At 59.2% G+C, this 16,139-nt stretch carries 16 protein-coding genes and 1 other RNA gene; 8 read left to right on the top strand and 9 right to left on the bottom strand.

The features are described from left to right. Window positions 1-56 precede the first annotated feature (56 nt). The 5 genes from WG78_RS11785 to WG78_RS11765 all read right to left on the bottom strand — a co-directional run bounded on the left by WG78_RS11785 (window position 57) and on the right by WG78_RS11765 (window position 6,818). On the bottom strand, window positions 57-878 hold the full coding sequence (locus WG78_RS11785; protein ID WP_053938031.1) for a peptidyl-prolyl cis-trans isomerase: 822 nt from the start codon (window positions 876-878) through the stop codon (window positions 57-59). A gap of 13 nt (window positions 879-891) precedes the next feature. Then, window positions 892-2,709: a ShlB/FhaC/HecB family hemolysin secretion/activation protein gene (locus WG78_RS11780; protein ID WP_201782422.1), complete on the bottom strand. Its 1,818-nt coding sequence runs from the start codon at window positions 2,707-2,709 to the stop codon at window positions 892-894. Then, window positions 2,694-5,273 carry a two-partner secretion domain-containing protein gene (locus WG78_RS11775; RefSeq protein ID WP_083458952.1) on the bottom strand — a complete coding sequence of 860 codons (2,580 nt, stop codon included), beginning with the start codon at window positions 5,271-5,273 and terminating at the stop codon, window positions 2,694-2,696. Before WG78_RS11775 ends, WG78_RS11780 begins: the two co-directional genes overlap by 16 nt. A gap of 588 nt (window positions 5,274-5,861) precedes the next feature. Beyond that, window positions 5,862-6,341 (bottom strand): FKBP-type peptidyl-prolyl cis-trans isomerase, encoded by a 480-nt coding sequence (locus WG78_RS11770; protein WP_053938029.1) that lies wholly within the window; start codon window positions 6,339-6,341, stop codon window positions 5,862-5,864. Between the two features lie 6 nt (window positions 6,342-6,347). Further along, a complete protein-coding gene (locus WG78_RS11765) occupies window positions 6,348-6,818 on the bottom strand; it encodes a peroxiredoxin (protein WP_053938028.1) in 471 nt (156 codons plus the stop codon). A 62-nt stretch (window positions 6,819-6,880) separates the two neighbouring features. Here WG78_RS11765 and WG78_RS11760 point away from each other — a divergent pair, with 62 nt between their 5' ends. The 6 genes from WG78_RS11760 to WG78_RS11735 all read left to right on the top strand — a co-directional run bounded on the left by WG78_RS11760 (window position 6,881) and on the right by WG78_RS11735 (window position 11,851). Further along, on the top strand, window positions 6,881-8,002 hold the full coding sequence (locus tag WG78_RS11760; RefSeq protein WP_053938027.1) for a ribosomal protein uL16 3-hydroxylase: 1,122 nt from the start codon (window positions 6,881-6,883) through the stop codon (window positions 8,000-8,002). Continuing rightward, window positions 7,974-8,456, top strand: a complete 483-nt coding sequence (locus tag WG78_RS11755) for a DUF7931 domain-containing protein (RefSeq protein ID WP_053938026.1) — start codon at window positions 7,974-7,976, stop codon at window positions 8,454-8,456. Before WG78_RS11760 ends, WG78_RS11755 begins: the two co-directional genes overlap by 29 nt. A 265-nt stretch (window positions 8,457-8,721) precedes the next feature. Beyond that, on the top strand, window positions 8,722-9,090 hold the full coding sequence (locus tag WG78_RS22920) for a hypothetical protein (protein ID WP_161805107.1): 369 nt from the start codon (window positions 8,722-8,724) through the stop codon (window positions 9,088-9,090). 31 nt (window positions 9,091-9,121) lie between these two features. Continuing rightward, window positions 9,122-10,435 (top strand): TRZ/ATZ family hydrolase, encoded by a 1,314-nt coding sequence (locus WG78_RS11745; RefSeq protein WP_053938025.1) that lies wholly within the window; start codon window positions 9,122-9,124, stop codon window positions 10,433-10,435. Further along, on the top strand, window positions 10,432-11,145 hold the full coding sequence (ubiG, locus tag WG78_RS11740) for a bifunctional 2-polyprenyl-6-hydroxyphenol methylase/3-demethylubiquinol 3-O-methyltransferase UbiG (RefSeq protein WP_053938024.1): 714 nt from the start codon (window positions 10,432-10,434) through the stop codon (window positions 11,143-11,145). The genes WG78_RS11745 and ubiG overlap by 4 nt, the downstream gene beginning before the upstream one ends. A 7-nt stretch (window positions 11,146-11,152) precedes the next feature. Further along, window positions 11,153-11,851 (top strand): HAD family hydrolase, encoded by a 699-nt coding sequence (locus WG78_RS11735; protein WP_053938023.1) that lies wholly within the window; start codon window positions 11,153-11,155, stop codon window positions 11,849-11,851. Here WG78_RS11735 and acuI read toward each other — a convergent pair. After that, a complete protein-coding gene (acuI, locus tag WG78_RS11730) occupies window positions 11,827-12,810 on the bottom strand; it encodes an acrylyl-CoA reductase (NADPH) (protein ID WP_053938022.1) in 984 nt (327 codons plus the stop codon). The genes WG78_RS11735 and acuI overlap by 25 nt on opposite strands. 144 nt (window positions 12,811-12,954) lie before the next feature. Here acuI and ssrA point away from each other — a divergent pair. Next, window positions 12,955-13,314: a transfer-messenger RNA gene (ssrA, locus tag WG78_RS22085) on the top strand. Between the two features lie 443 nt (window positions 13,315-13,757). Here the strand turns inward: ssrA and WG78_RS11725 are convergent. Then, the gene (locus tag WG78_RS11725) at window positions 13,758-14,006 is read right to left on the bottom strand and encodes a hypothetical protein (RefSeq protein WP_152969167.1); all 249 of its coding nucleotides are present in this window, start codon (window positions 14,004-14,006) and stop codon (window positions 13,758-13,760) included. A 41-nt stretch (window positions 14,007-14,047) separates the two neighbouring features. Between WG78_RS11725 and WG78_RS22700 the strand changes: the two genes are divergently transcribed. Beyond that, window positions 14,048-14,224 (top strand): hypothetical protein, encoded by a 177-nt coding sequence (locus WG78_RS22700; protein ID WP_161805106.1) that lies wholly within the window; start codon window positions 14,048-14,050, stop codon window positions 14,222-14,224. A gap of 481 nt (window positions 14,225-14,705) precedes the next feature. Here WG78_RS22700 and WG78_RS11720 read toward each other — a convergent pair whose 3' ends face one another. Beyond that, a complete protein-coding gene (locus WG78_RS11720) occupies window positions 14,706-15,005 on the bottom strand; it encodes a contact-dependent growth inhibition system immunity protein (RefSeq protein WP_053938020.1) in 300 nt (99 codons plus the stop codon). After that, entirely contained in the window at window positions 15,002-15,982 is a 981-nt protein-coding gene (locus WG78_RS11715) for an RNase A-like domain-containing protein (protein WP_152969166.1), read from the bottom strand. Before WG78_RS11715 ends, WG78_RS11720 begins: the two co-directional genes overlap by 4 nt. Between the last annotated feature and the right edge of the window lie 157 nt (window positions 15,983-16,139).

Here is a 16,139-nt window from a genome sequence, read left to right as displayed (position 1 = left end):
GCAAACAAGGTGTTTTTTATTGGGTGGTTCGGTGCTGCAAATACCGGCTGCTGCGCTTATTGCTGAATCGCGGCGTTCTTGATCAACGACACCACCAGCTCGGTCGAGGCTTTCTGGATGGCTTGTTGTTGCAGACGCTGGCGCAAGGCGGCTTTGACATCATCAAAACGCGGCACTTGCGTGGCGCGCAGCTGGTCCATGCGGATCAGCACACGGCTGCTGCCCACGACGATGGGTTCGGTGCTGATAGCGCCTTGGGTGAGGTGCGTAGCGGCTTGCGCCACCGGCAACGGCAGGCCTTGCGTCTGGCCTTCGGTGGCGGGCGTCTTGAACGACACCCAATCGAGCTGCCCGCCTTTGTCTTTGTTGGCGGCCACGCTGTATTTGCGCGCCAGCGCGGCAAAGTCGCCGCCCTTTTTAAGCTCCGCCAATACCGTGCGGGCGGTGGCGTCGTCGGCCAGCTGAATCAGGCTGAGCTTGTATTCCTTATCGCCCAGACTGCCGACAATCTTGTTGTATTCGGCCTGCACATCGGCGTCCGTCACTGGCGTCGGTTTGAGCGCATCGCGCAGATAAGCCTGAGTGAGTACTGCGTCGGTAGCTTGCTGGATGGCGGCTTTGACATCGGCGCGATCAGCCAGATGCGCTTTGTGGGCCTGCTGCTTGAACAGCTCGCGCGCGATCAGCTGGTTCTTGGCCACCAGCCGCGTTTGCGCGTTGTCGGCCATGCCGCTCTGGTGCATCAGGTCGTCCAGTTGCGCTTGCGGCAACGCCACGCCATTGACCACGGCGAACGCGCCTGCGGGCAACGGTTTGTCGGCGGCGAAGGCCAGGCTGGCACCAGTAAACAAAGACAAGGCAAGGATGAGTTTTTTCATAATGATTTCCGGATCAAAGACTGAGATTAAGGCTGGCCAGCAACAAGGTCTGGCGCGGGCCGAAGCTGGCGGGCTGGTCCAGCCCGCGGCCTAGCAGCAGTTCGGTGCTGAGCGCTTTGCCCTGCCATTGCGCCTGGCCGCGCAGGCCGATGCCGCCGCCCGCGATGTTTTGCGACAGATTGCCGGCCAGCAAACGCGTGTGGCCGCCATCGATAAAGACATACGGTTCGATATGCGCGCTGAGACCGCCGAGGCTGACATTGGGCACATTGCCCACGCTGATTTCATTGCGCAGCCACACGCCGCAATCGCCGCTGATGCTGTCTTGCGCAAAGCCGCGCACGCTGTCGTTGCCACCGGCAAAAATCTGCTGCGAGCTGTACAGCCCGGTGTGCGCCCATTGCGCCGAAAAGCTGCCGCGATAACCGAGCGCCGCGCCCGCCACGTTGATCAGCGCGCTGCTGAAACTGCCGTTGGCGTCGAACTTGTTGAACTGGTTGTGCGCGTCATCGCCGGGCAAATCCTGCGCATCGGCGGTCGCGCCCAATGCGCCGAGGCCACGGCTGTAACCCGCTTCCAGCGACCAGTAGCCGACAAACTGGCCCAACTGGAATTTCTCGAAACGGTTAAGCGCCACGCGCAACACGGTCAGCGCTTGCGGCGTCAGATCAACATCGTTGATGGCGCGGTCGCTGTTCCACAACGCCAGGGTGGCGTCAAACGCGGTTTTGCCGGCCGGGCCGCGCGCCAGCACGCGGTTAAAGCCAAAGGTATGGCCGCGCGAGCTGCCGTCCACCAGCGCGGTGTCGCCAATCAGGTTTTGATATTCGGACAAGGACAGCGTGTAACTGAACACGTTGTAGCCCCACGGCACCGCCACCGACGCCACCAGCGCGTTGGATTGGGTGCTGCCGATGTAGCTGGCGTTGATGGCTTCTTGCAGGCCGATCAGGTTGTCGGCTTCCACGCCCACTTTAAGCCGCACGATGCCGGTGGCCGAACTGCCGTAGTTATCGAGGCCGACGTTGTAATACAGCGCGTCGCCCGGCTTGTTGTTGAGATTGACCACCGAGCCGCCCGCGCTGGCGCCAGGCTGGATCTGCATTTCGGCCTGGTTGCGCCGCAGCCGGTTGATCTGGTCGACACCCTGTTCCAGGTCGGTGAGGTTAAGCACCTGGCCAGCATGGTCGGGGAATGCCCAGGCGGTGCCAGCGTCGGTCAGGCCGCCGCCGTTGCGCGCTTCTGGGGCCTGCGTCGGGCGGAACGGCTGGCCGTTAAGCGTAAAGCCTTCGATGGTGCCCGCCACCACCGTCAGCGCCAGCGTGCCCGAGGCCAGATTCTGTTCGCCCAGATACACGCGGCTGGTAATCAGGCCGCGCTTGACCAGCAAGTCAGTGGCGCGGCGCAGCAGCAGATTGATGCGGTTGGCACCGAGACGCTGGCCCAGGAACGGTTGCGTTAGCTGGCTGATATCGGCCGCGCTGAATAGCGGGCTGCCTTTGAATTCGATGTGATCGATCTGGAATGACGGTTCCTTTTCGGGCACGTCATTAACCGGCGTATCCAGTGCCGGGCCTGCAGCCGGTGCGGGCGCAGGCGCGCCTTCGACCACCGCCGGGGTTTGTTCGATTTGTTGCTGGCGCGCGGCATCGCGGCGTTCGTTGAGCAACTGGATGGCCTGGTCTTGTTGCACCGGCGGCAAGCCTGCATTGGCGGGAGACGGCGCATCGGCGGCGTGCGCCCACGGGTGCGCCAAGGCCAGAGCCAGCAAAGCCGCCACGCGCTGCACGCGGCAGGAAGGTAAACGCGCGCGCATCAGTGCCACAACCATGAAGTCAGACCGGCCGGATGGCTGGCCACCACTGGATCGCGCTGCGGCGTGCGGATGGTGACGGTGCCGTCGCCAGCGACAACGCTTTCGCTGGCACTGGCGACGCCGCCGTCCAGCACCAGTTGGCCATTGATGCGCAATGCACCGCCATTGGCGCTAAAGCTGCCGCCGCTGTCGGTGGCGTACACCTGCGCCCAGCGATCGCCCAACCAGGCTTTCCAGCCGCGTTGCACGGATAGCGTGGAATAACTGCTCAGGCTGTCGCCACGCACGGTGGGCGCGGTCAAGGTCATCGCACCCAGGGCCAGCCAGCGACCACCGGTGTTGGCGATGCCGCCGTCCGCGCTCAGATCAAAATTGCCCGCCACCTGGATCAGCCCGCCCCATGATTGCTGGGTGGACGTGGCCGAGCTGCGGCAAGTTAGCCAGCTGCATTTGCGCGCGTACGCCACCGCGCCGGTTTGCAGCGCGACATTGTCCACAGCGCCGCTGAAATGCGCGTGCAGATCGCCATCATTAACCAGAATCTGCCCACCGATATTTTTGAGCCCGGCCGCTTGCAGCGTCATGCCCTTATCGGCCACCAGATCGGCTACCTGGTCCGGCACCGCCAGCGAACCAAAATTGATGTCATAACCGCTGGTGCCGTGGCGCAGACCCAGCAGATTGTTTTCGTGATCGTAACTTTGGGTCAGGCCGTTGGCGGGGGCGTCGATGTGCACAATCTGGTTGCGGATCAGCCCACCGGCCTGCAGCACCAACTGGCCATTGCTGATGATGCGTGCGGCCTGATTGGTGATATCGCCCGCGCTGTGGATGACCACATCGTCATCGCTGCCAAACACAATGCCGAGGCGATTGGCGCTGTCAGTGAGATTGACCACCTGGCCCGCCGCGGTGAGCGTGACTGCGCCCAACATGGCGCTATCACTGGCGTCACGCGTTTTGCCCTGGATGAGCGAGCCGGTGTTGTGGATGTCGCCGCTGCTGCTGATACGCACGCCGCCATTGACGGCCACCAACGTGCTACCTTGCGCGCCGTCGTCGTGCAGCACCACATCGGCGGCGGTGACGATGGCGTTGCCTGCGGCGGTGAGGTCCGCGCCAATCAACTGAGTCTGGTTCGTGCTGGTGAGCGAAACATTGCCCCCTTCTGAACGCAACTGTGTACGTACTGGCGTGGCGTCCGTGCCCGGGGCGCTGGCGAGCCGCAAGTTGGCGGCATTGATGCCGATGCCGGCCGCGCCCTGGATTTGCGCACCAGCGAGGCTGACATCGCCCGTCGCGTTAACGTTGAAGGCCCCGGCCGTGCTGCTCCATTGATTGATGGCGGTGCCGCGTTGCGCGTCCGGGCCGGCCAGCTGCAGCGTGTTGCTGGTGATTTGCAGATTCTGTTGTGCGCTGACGGTGCTGGCGGTGGCGACGACGTCTGTTGCAGTCAAACCGATACCGCCCGTGGCAGTGGCATTGACCGCAGCCCAGTGGCTGGCGCCCGCGCCAATCACCAGATCGCCCGCGCTGGCCACGCTGCCATCGGCATTGCGGGTGCCTGCCGCCAATGTGGTATCGCTGAGATCGAGTGCGCCAGTGGTCTGCAATTGCACATTGCCAGTCGCGCCAATCCGGGTAAGGCCATTGCCGCCAGCGGCCGTGCTCAGGCTGCCCGCCTGCAGGCCCAGATTGCCTTTGGCACTGACGTTGGCGCCGCCCATGACCACTGCACCATCCGCTTGCAAGGCAAAGTCCCCCACGGTGGCCAGCGCCGCGCCCGCCATATGTACGCCTGCGCCTTTATCAGTCACCAGTATTTCGATGCGGCCCGACGATATGCTGCCCAGCGGCGTGATATCCACCAGCACCGCGCCCTCGCTGGTCTGCGTGCCACTGGCGTAACTGACGTATTGCGAGAAATTGTCGGTGGCCGCGACGGCGGTGTTGACCTCGGCACGCGAATTGCCACCCACCAGGCGCGTGGTGGCCGTGGCCGAACCAAAAGTATTAGTGATCGGACCTTGCACCGACAACTGTCGTGCGATCAGATCAAGGCTGAGCATTGCGCCCGTCAAGCCGCCCGCGCCTATCACCAACTGGCCCTGGCTGGTCGACAACACGATATCGCGCTGCACCCGGCCCGGCGCGCTTAAAAAATCGTTGAACGACACCGTGCCCGTGCTAAGCACCACGTGGCCGGTATTGATGAAGCTGCCGCCATCGACGGTGATGCCGTTGGGGTTGGCCAGGATTACATTGGCGCGCGCGCCATTAACGCTGATCGCACCCTGAATCAGACTGGGATTGCTGCCCGTTACTTCGTTAACGATGGTACGGGCATTGGCACTGCTGTTATCCAGCACCGCCCCGGCGCGGTCCACCGAAAAACTGGCGTAACCGTTGTAAGAAACCCCCGCATAAGGCGCAGCGACACGCACTGTGGCCTTGCCCGCGGCATCATAAGTGACCGAAGTGGCAGTATGCCCATCAACCACAATGCCGGCGGCCGATACCGGCAAATACATTGCACTGAGAACGGCCGCAACCAGGATGCGAGGTGTAAAAACAGACATTTGCGTTAATTCGAGTGAAATAAAAAAAGGCCTCCCGGCCCATGAATCATCGAATTCTAATATATCGATACACTAACTTACCATCCGCTCATCGGCTTACGACATCCGGGCGCAAGAAATTTGCTGTCTGTTCTTGAAATTTATCTTGTCAGAATATCCGCAACACGCACGGCGTATGGCGTTGCGCCGAGCAAGCACCCGTCAACGTGAAAAGTGCGAACGGGCGCGCACGCAACAGGCTTACGCTTCGAGCCCGTACCGCACGATCTCAGCCACACTAATATCGCCCCGGCTTAATACCCCTCACCCCCCAAAGTACAGACGAAAAAAAACGGACCAAAGTCCGTTTTTCTTCCAACCCCATCAGCCACCGCCCAAGGCAACAGCGAAGCGCATTGCCACCCCACGCCACCCATAAAGAACAAAGCCCCCAGCCAACAGTGGGTTTACCCAATGCCGCCTCGGGGCTGTTGCAGTGCGGTCAGTTCGCGGACCGCCGGAACGGAGGGACCGGAGCGTACATCAAGTACGTGAGGATCCCGAGTACCGCCGGGCCGCGAAATGACCGTGCTGCGGCAGCCCAACAGCTTAATGGTGGTGGCCGTGTTCGCCGTGGACATGCCCATGGGTGATTTCTTCAGAACTAGCCTCACGCACATCCTCAACCTTGCCCACAAAGCGGATCTTCACGCCCGCAAACGGGTGGTTGGCATCCACAGTCACCTGGTCGCCTTCGATTTTGGTCACGCGAAACAGCAGCACGTCGCCGGTTTCCGGATCATCGGCTTCAAACATCATGCCTTCCTCGACTTCCATCGGGAACACATCGCGCGCTTCGGTGCGGACCAGTTCGGCTTCGAATTCGCCGAAGGCGTCTTCCGGTTCCATCGTCACATCGATGGAATCGCCAACCGTCTTGCCCTGCAGCGCCTCTTCAACCAGCGGCAGGATGTTGTCGTAGCCACCGTGCAGGTAAGCGATCGGCTGCTCGGTTTTGTCGAGCTGCTTGCCATCTGTGTCGAACATTTCGTAGTGCAGTGTTACGACAGTATCTTTAGCGATTTGCATCAGGGTTCATCCTAGCTGTTTGACAAGAGTGAGAATTTCTTCTGCGTGCCCTTTCGGGGACACGTGATAGAACGCGTGGCGGATCAAACCGCGGCGGTCGATTACAAACGTCGATCGTTCGATGCCGGATTTTATCACGCCATTGAGCTCCCATTGGCGTACGACGTGATAAAGCTTGCTGACCACGCTTTCCGCATCGGACAACAGCTCGAATTCGAGGCCATGCTCATCAATAAACGCTTCGTGCGCCAGACAATCGTCGGGGCTGATGCCCAGAACCACCGCGCCGGCGCGCTTGAAGGCATCAGTGCGTTCGCTGAATTCCACGGCCTCGGTAATGCCGCCCGGGGTGTGGTCGCCATTAAAGAAATAGACCACGACAATATTATTTTGCGCCGCATAGTCAGACAGACTGACCGGCCTCATATCCGCTGCCGGCAGTGAAAATTCCGGAGCCAGATCCCCTTCTTTCAGCATGTGTATTCCTCGTCGCGGTGGGATAATGCGGCCTCTGCTTTTTTAACGTTATAGCCAGGCTTATGCATAAACAACTTCTCGGCGGCTTGTCGGCACACCAGTTTCTGACTGAGTACTGGCAGAAAAAACCCTTGCTGATCCGCCAGGCGTGGACTGATTTTCCCGAGCTGATCGACCTGCCGCGATTGATTGAACTGGCCGCACGCGACGATACCGAATCCCGCCTCATCGAATACCGCCAGGGCAAGTGGCTGGTGGAACGCGGCCCGCTGCGCCCCAGCCGTTTCGATCGCCTGCCCGACACCGACTGGACGGTGCTGGTGCAAAGCGTCAACCAGCACGTACCGCACATTGCCGACCTGCTTTATCAGTTTGATTTTCTGCCGTGGACGCGGCTGGATGACCTGATGATCTCGTACGCGCCACCCGGCGGCACCGTCGGCCCTCACTACGACTCATACGACGTGTTTTTGTTGCAGGTGGGCGGACGCAAACGCTGGCAGATCTCCAGCGACGATGCGGGCAACTTTGTGGAAGACGCGCCGATCCGCGTGTTGCGCGACTTTAATAGTCAGCAGGAATGGATTCTGGAGCACGGCGACATGCTCTATCTGCCGCCCAAATACGCGCATTACGGCGTAGCGCTAGACGAAGGCATGACCTATTCGATCGGCTTTAGAGCCCCTACCGCGCAAGAAGTGGTTGGCAAGTTTCTGGAGCATTTGCAGGACGAATTGAAGCTGGAGGGCATGTATGGCGATCCGGAACGTTTGCCCGCCGAACACCCCGGCGAAATTGACCAGATGTTCGTCGACAAAATCACCGGCCTGATTGATCAACTGCGCTGGAATGAGGGGGATATCCGTCAGTTTATCGGGCGTTATTTCAGCGAACCCAAAACGCATGTGTTCTATGAAACGCCCGAAGAACCGCTCGATTTTGATGAATTTGCCGCTGCCGTCGCCGAGCAAGGTGTGGCGCTGGATCTGAAATCAATCATGCTGTACGAAGGCGCACATATATATATCAATGGCGAAACGCTGGAGGCCGAAGAATCGGCATTGCCGGTTTTGCGCCAACTGGCGGACGCGCGCAGTTTGCCTGCGGGCGACTATAACGATGACGTGATCGAAGCACTCTATAACTGCTATGACTATGGCTACCTGGCTCCCACAAAAATTTGATCGTTATGCTGATTACCAGACCGCGTTTCTGGCGCTGATCGATAGCGCTGAACATAGTCTGGTGCTGCATGAAGATGATTTCTCGGTAACCGGTCTGGAAAGCCGCGCGGCCCACGACGCATTGATGGCATTCATGCTGCGCAATCCGGCGGCAAGCGTGCGGCTGCTGGCACGCAGGGCCGAATGGATCAGTGCGCACTGCCCCCGTCTGCTGCAATTACGCGAAACGCGCGGGCATCAGTTTTCAATGCGACTAATGTCAGACAATTCCGCGCCATTGCCTTGGCCCTTTGGCATAGCTGATATGCAACGAATTGTAAGAAGAATCCACTTTGATTGGGCGCGCGGAGAAACAAGCGATGATGCGCGAGAATCAGCAAGGGCATTGCAAGCTTTTGAAATTGCGTGGGAAACAGCTATTCTGGATAGCAGTTGGCAACGCTTGGGCTTATGACGTCTATATTGATGTTGCGAAAATCGCTGTGTGTGTTGCAGACGACGCCCCGCAGGCCTATCTTTTTGTTTGAATCGTGCTAGAATTTCGCCCGTCGGTCGTCAATGATGTAACTGGTTCCAAAATAGCCATCGATCAACGGTCGATTGCGATATATTGCTTTCAATTACTTGTCCAACCATTCTGCTAAAGGTAAGAAGAATGAAACAGTCTCTGCTCGTTGCTGCCCTGCTGGCCCTGGCCCTCACCGCTTGCGGCAAGAAAGATGAAGCTCCTGCTGATGCTTCCGCTCCCGCCGTTGCTTCCGAAGCTGCTGCTGCTCCGGCCGCTTCTGACGCTGCTGCTGCTCCGGCTTCTGACGCTGCTTCCGATGCCGCTGCTGCACCGGCTTCTGACGCTGCTGCTGCATCCGACGCTTCCGCTGCCAAGTAATTCGCAGCTCAAGCATCAAAAAGCCGACCTTCTGGTCGGCTTTTTGTTTTTCTGCCTTCCCGTTTTGCCACTTTTCAGGTTGCCCTGCCCCCTCCTGCGTGGTCACAACTGCCGCGTCTTCATGTCGCGCCGCACAAATTTCATCGCCAAAAGTCCTAACAATCTGCGTCAGGCGGTTTGCCGCTGCGCGCGTAGCACGTAAAATCACGGCATCCCCTTATAGCGATGCCCGCATGCCCACCACCGTACTGCTGCCCCGCTGGCTGATTCCGATTGAACCGCGCCGCGTGCTAACCGAACACGCGCTAATCATCGAAAATGATCAGATTGCCGCCATCCTGCCCGCCGCCGAAGCACTGCAACGCTACGCCTCGGCCGAAATCGTCCACCTGCCCGACCATGCCTTGTTGCCCGGCCTGATCAATCTGCACGCGCATTCGGCGATGACGTTGTTGCGCGGCTACGCCGACGATCTGGCGCTGATGACCTGGTTGAACAACCATATCTGGCCCGCCGAAGGCAAACATGTGTCGGTTGGCTTTGTTTACGACGGCAGCGCGCTGGCCATCGCGGAGATGATTGCGGGCGGCACCACTTGCGCTAACGACATGTATTTTCATCACGGTGCAGTGGCGCGTGCGGCAATCGAAGGGCATTTCCGCATGATGGTGGGTTGCTCGATTCTTGAATTTCCTACGCCGTATGCCAACAACGCCCAGGACTATATCGACAAGGCTTTGAGCTGCATCGACGAATATCGCGGCGAGAAACTGGTTGGCTTTACCCTGGCCCCGCATGCGCCGTACACGGTCAGCGATGAGACTTTCCGCCTGGTGATCGAACACGCGGATGCGCTGGGCATAGGCTTGCATTGCCACATCCACGAGACGCAAGACGAGATCGACGCCAGCCTCAAAAACCATGGCATGCGTCCGCTGGAACGGCTGGATGGCCTGGGCCTGCTGCAGCAAAAGCTGGTGGCCGCGCATATGGTGCACACCACCGACGCCGAGATTGCGCTGCTGGCACAGCAGGGCGTCAATGTTTCGCATAACCCCGCTTCCAATCTGAAACTGGCATCCGGCTTTGCCCGCATCGCTGATCAGGTGGCCGCTGGCATCAACGTCGGCATCGGCACCGACGGCGCGGCCAGCAACAACAAGCTGGATATGTTTGCCGAGCTGCGTCTGGCCGCGCTGGTGGCCAAAGCGCAAAGCAGCAATCCGGAAGCACTGCCGGCCTGGCAAGCGCTGGAAATGGCCACCATCCATGGCGCCAAGGCCTTGGGCTGGCAGGATCGCATCGGTAGCCTGGCGGTCGGCAAACAAGCCGATCTGATTGCCGTCAACCTCGCCAGCGCAGGCACGCAACCTTGTTATGATCCGGTGTCGCATCTGGTTTATGCGGCCGACCGCACCCAGGTCAGCGATGTCTGGATTGCCGGCCAGCCCGTGTACCGCCAGCACGCCCACGTGGGCGCTTTTGCCGCCACCGCATTGGCGCGCGCCCATCATTGGCAGAAACAGATACAGGAAACCCACGCATGAACGAATCCACAGTACTGAACGCAGATGCATCCGAAATCGCCAAGTTTTCGGCGCTGGCGCACAAGTGGTGGGACAAGGACAGCGAATTTAAACCGCTGCATCAGATCAACCCGCTGCGTTTGGGCTTTATCGATGAGATTGCCGGGCTGGCGGGCAAAAGCGTGGTTGATGTGGGCTGCGGCGGCGGCATTTTGTCGGAAGGCATGGCCAGCCATGGCGCTCAGGTCACCGGCATTGATCTGGCCGAACGCTCGCTCAAAATTGCGCGACTGCACTTACATGAATCGGGCCTGAAAGTGGATTACCGCCTGATCGCCGTCGAAGACCTGGCCACCGAAGCGCCCGCCAGTTTTGACGTGGTCACCTGCATGGAAATGCTGGAACACGTGCCCACGCCGGCCAGCATTATCGAAGCGTGTTCGCGCCTGGTAAAACCGGGCGGCTGGGTGTTCTTCAGCACGCTTAATCGTAATGTCAAAAGCTATGCACTGGCCGTGGTGGGCGCGGAATACATCATGGGCATGCTGCCGCGCGGCACCCACGATTACACGCGCTTTATCAAGCCGTCCGAGCTGTCGCGCATGGCGCGCAACGTCGGTCTGGAGACCGTTACGCTAACGGGCCTGAGCTATAACCCGATTACCAAAGTCTATGCGCTGGGCGAAGACAGCGACGTTAACTACATGATCGCTTGCCACAAACCCGCCTGAGCCTTTGATGACCTCCGCCACCGCTACCACCGCGCCGCGCGCCGTTCTGTTTGATCTGGACGGCACGCTGGCCGACACCGCGCCCGACCTTGGCGCTGCGCTTAATCGATTATTGGCCGCTGAAGGCATGTCGCCGCAGCCGTATTCCGCTATCCGCCCGATTGCATCGCACGGTGCGCGCGGGCTGATCGGCCTGGGCTTTGGCGTTACGCCGCAACAGCCGGGCTTTGTCGATTTGCGTAATCGCTTCCTCGATTTCTACGAACAGCATTTATGCGAAGAAACGCGGCTGTTTGATGGCATTGTCCCCCTGCTGGAAGGCATCGTCGCGCGCGGATGGCGGTGGGGCATCGTCACCAATAAACCCATGCGCTTTACCGATCCGCTAGTCGCCCAACTGGTACTACCCAGTCGACCGGGCGTGGTGGTATCGGGCGATACCGTGGGCGTACCCAAGCCCGATCCGCGCCCGATGATCCACGCCGCGCAACAATTGGGCGTCGATCCCGCGCATTGTATTTATGTGGGCGATGCCGAACGCGATATCGAAGCGGGCCGCGTGGTCGGCATGCAGACTGTGCTGGCCAGCTACGGCTATATCAGTAGCAACGATAATCCGGCCAGTTGGGGTGCCGATTTCACGATCAACACCCCACTCGAACTGCTGGATGTGCTGCCGGATTATGCGTTGACGTCCACCACATAACGGCCCTGATGCTGGCCAGCCATGATGCGCTCGGCCGCAGCAATGACATCACCAAGGCCGATGCGCTCGGTCATCTGCGTCAGCCTGGCGCGATCCAGCGTTTCGGCCAGCCGTTGCCAGGCTTTGACGCGCAACGACTTGTGCGCCATTACGCTATCAACACCGCGTAAAGTCACCGCACGCAAAATAAATGGCGCGACCGAACCGGGGAAATCCAGCCCCTGCGCCATGCCGCATGCCGCCACCGCGCCACCGTAGCGCGTTTGCGCACATGCGTTGGCCAAGGTATGACTGCCCACGGTGTCGACGACACCCGCCCACTGTTCTTTCTGCAGCGGCTTGCCCGCAGTCGCAAACGGCGCGCGGTCAATGACGATAGAGGCGCCCAACGCGCGCAAATAATCAGCCGATTGCGCTTTGCCCGTCATCGCCGCCACCTGATAACCCGCCTGCGCCAGCAACGTCACCGCCACCGAGCCCACTCCACCTGTCGCCCCCGTCACCAAGACCGGGCCAGCGCCGGGCGTAACACCGCTCTCTTCCAACGCCATTACACATAACATCGCCGTGTAACCGGCCGTGCCCAAGGCCATCGCTTGCTCCGGCGTAAACGCCGCAGGCAATGGCACCAGCCAATCGGCCTGCAAACGCGCCTGCTGCGCCAGACAACCCCAGTGTTTTTCACCGACGCCCCAGCCGTTAAGAATCACCTGATCACCGGGCCGGAAATCCGGATGCGCCGAATCCAGCACCGTGCCGCAGCCATCCACCCCAGGCACCAGCGGCCACTGCCGCACAATCGGGCCCTTGTTGGTAATCGCCAATGCATCTTTGTAATTGATCGTTGAATACGCCACCTGTAAATGAACTTCGCCCGCCGGCAAATCAGATTCGGCGATTTGCGTAATGCGGGCGTTGAACGTGTCGTTTTCTTTACTGAGCAGGATGGCCTTGAACATTGCGGAGCCTCTTTTGACATGAGATTGCCCGTCAGCGTTACACCGACAGCGCGTGATTGCAAATGCGCCGCACTACAGCCCGCCTTGAAAAACCGGTCGCCGGGCCATAGTTGCTTGTGTATACTCGCTTCTGCTTCATCTTCTGGGTCCGCCATGGTTTCGACGGGGGTTACAAAGCGGATGGGGGCATGCCGGGTTCTCAGTTACCCGTAAAACACTGAACCAAGATAGTCGCAAACGACGAAACTTACGCCCTAGCCGCTTAATCGCGCTAGGCTCTGCGCCACTTCTCCTCTCGGGTGGACCTGGCAACAGGTAGCAGAGTCATTTAGAGAGGATCGCGCTGCGTAGGGTCACTTTACGTAGTGTCAAAAATAGGTGACTCGCTGGAGACAAGCCTGCCCGTCGGCTCGTCAAAGGTTAAATCCAGTAGACACGGCTAAGCATGTAGAACTCTTCGTAGAGGGCTTCCGGACGCGGGTTCGACTCCCGCCGGATCCACCACACACTTGAAAGCGCTCGGCGCCCCTGAATGGCTCCGGGCGCTTTGTTTTTGTGGGTTTGCGGCTTTGTTGCATCACTTGCCGCTCGTTCCACCCACCCTATCGCACAGAATTCGCACCCGGCAGTTAGACACATTCCCAGCGATTTACAGTAACGGCATAGTGACATTCACAGCCAGGCGAGCGCCGGAGCGGATTGGCGCGGCAAGCGACAAGTTGCGTGGGGTATGGAAGGAACGCGAGGGACGCGGGCCTTCCGCACTCCCATCCAAATTATTGATTCAGCCGGGATTTGGCCGACAAGGCCGATTTCCGCATCGGTCTGTTCCAGATCTGTTCGTAGAACGGATATAGGCCAACCATAGAACGAACCACAAACAAACACAGAGCAGCGCGGCATAAAGCCGGTGCGGGCCAGAACTCGGCTATGAAAGCCGATACGCCTTACCGCCTTTGCCATAGCGCCCAAAGGATTAGGCGCATTTCTGAAATTTCAGGAAATAACGTTGTGCCATGCGCGCATTCCGCGCGCTTGAGCTGGCGCATCCTATCGCCAACGGCGACGGCTTTGCCGTCTTTCATCACGGCCGTACCGGGTCGCTCGCCAATGCCCGCGTCGGCGTCGTCTCCCTCATATTCCCTGTCTTTCAGCAACAGGAAACACCTCTTCGGGTAGGTATTGGCGAAGTCCACAAGCTCCCCCACCCACCCGTCAGGGACATAGCGCTTCAGCCGTGACCATCGTGAAAAAAGCCGGCAAAGCGTTTGTGATCAAAGTCAATAAAGGCGACCTTTTGTTCACCACGGGTCTCGGGCACAGCCTGAGTTTCAACCAGAAGGGCCAGGCCGCGACGGACGCAACGCGACCGAGTGGCTTGGCATGGTGTCATCGCAACAGCTCGCTGTTGTGATCACATCTGGCATCCTTCCCCAGAATTTTGATCGCCGATCTCTGAACGGATTCATGAACGTTTCCCGAGCTGGGGGCCTGTCGCGGTTTGATGCCACACACGTCGGACACTCGCCGTAAATATCCCGCAGATTTACCACATTGACCACCTCACCGTGCTGGGCAGGATGCCAGATGTGGCCCACACCTGGATTCGGGCGATGTCGCGGCGCGCCATTCGCACCGAAGCAAATGGTAAGCAAATCGTCACCAAGTGGTGAGCAAAAAGGAAGCAGGCCGCAGCACGGCATCTACAAAGCGCAACGGGATATGAACATCCCGCAACCGTTTATCAGCAGCAGCGGAACAGACCGAAACAATCTGTGAACACGCGGACGCAGCCTGCAGGCTGTGCCGACGCCGGATGTAAAAACGCCCGCGCGAGGCGGGCGAATTCTTGAAGCGGATTCACCAGACTATTCGCAGCACAGCGGATGGAATCGCTATGCTTGCGCGAATTTCTGTCTAGCCCGCTTCAGCCATTGCTCATAGGTGAGACCTTCAGAACCAGGATCAAAGTAGCAACCAGCAGACTCGGCCATGAGCGACCGAAGCTCATCTTCCGGCAAAGATGCCGCCAACAGAGCATCTATCTCCTTCACCCCAGCCAATAGCCGCTCCTTCGGCTCCGAGTCAACAATCACCTGAAAGGCAGCCTCGTCACTATCGAATTCATCTGTCCAGTCTTGATGGAAATAGCAACCGAGCAACTGCCCAAGCGCCTCTATATTTTGGTATGTCATTTTGTTGGGAATCCAGTAAGAATTTTGTATCCGGTCGGCATTGATGGATCGCGCACCAGAATGATCCGGGACGAATTCACATCAACAGCACCTGTCGCTCCGCGAGAGACGGAGATGCCAACTGGATCGGGAAGGGTGTAATCAATGCGTAAACGACCGGAAGTGCCATTCAGCCAATCCGAAATCGTGGTTTGGTTTGCATCCAGCGCTTGGGATACCGCGCTTTCCGCCGTCGCGCGGTCATAGAACGAAGACGAACCGCTGATCTTCGGCTCGTTCGTCAGGCGCGTCATGAGGTCTTGCTCAGTTTGACCAACGTGCTTCAGCAGCAGGTGGCCGCCGGCATTTTCATGGGCCTGCAAGCCGCCGCCGTCTACGATAGGGCTAAACGGAGCCTCTATGCTATCTGTCGCCATGGCCTCTCGACCGATTGGGCCTGCCACCTCGCGTGGAGTCAACATCCCTTCAGAAACTTTGGCAGCCGCCCCGACGCCGCCATTGAGGGTGCCTAAAACCTTTCCCCCCAACAGTGTTGCAACTGCATCACCTGTAATCGCGCCGGCCTGCTCGGCAGTGATTTCATCCGGGTGAGCGGCATAATACATGGCCTTGCCCGGTATGGTTGCCGCGTTCCCCACCATGTCCGGGAATGTCTGTACTCGCTCTATATTTCGCGAAGCGGCGCCTTGATCATCAATGATCCCGTTAGAGATCATATGAGCGGCCAGATAAAATTGGTCGTATACGAACGACGCCACTCCCGATGCGGAAGCCTCGGCGCTATCGAGCGCAGACTCCGCAAAATTTTCTAACGAAGATTCAAGCCGTTGCCAGAAACTGGGCCGTTGGGCGGTAACAATGATCGGCTCATCCACTACATTTTGGCGCGTGGAAGGGTTGTATCCGACGTACCACCCTCCTGGATTGATCGCTTGATCAACTGGCTTTTCTATAAGTACCCGTTCAGGGGTTTGCAAGTCCGCTTGTATAAGCGGCGGGCCTTGGTCCAACGGCCGGGAAGATGCAACGCTTGCGGGCGGCCAGAACTCGGCTATGAAAACCGATGCGCCTAACGCCTATCAGCAAAATGAGAAAAGCGGCAGTCCCACGATTGGCGTTGATACGACAAAGCTA

Source organism: Amantichitinum ursilacus (assembly GCF_001294205.1).
GTDB lineage: Bacteria > Pseudomonadota > Gammaproteobacteria > Burkholderiales > Chitinibacteraceae > Amantichitinum > Amantichitinum ursilacus.
This window is presented reverse-complemented; position numbering and strand designations above follow the sequence as displayed.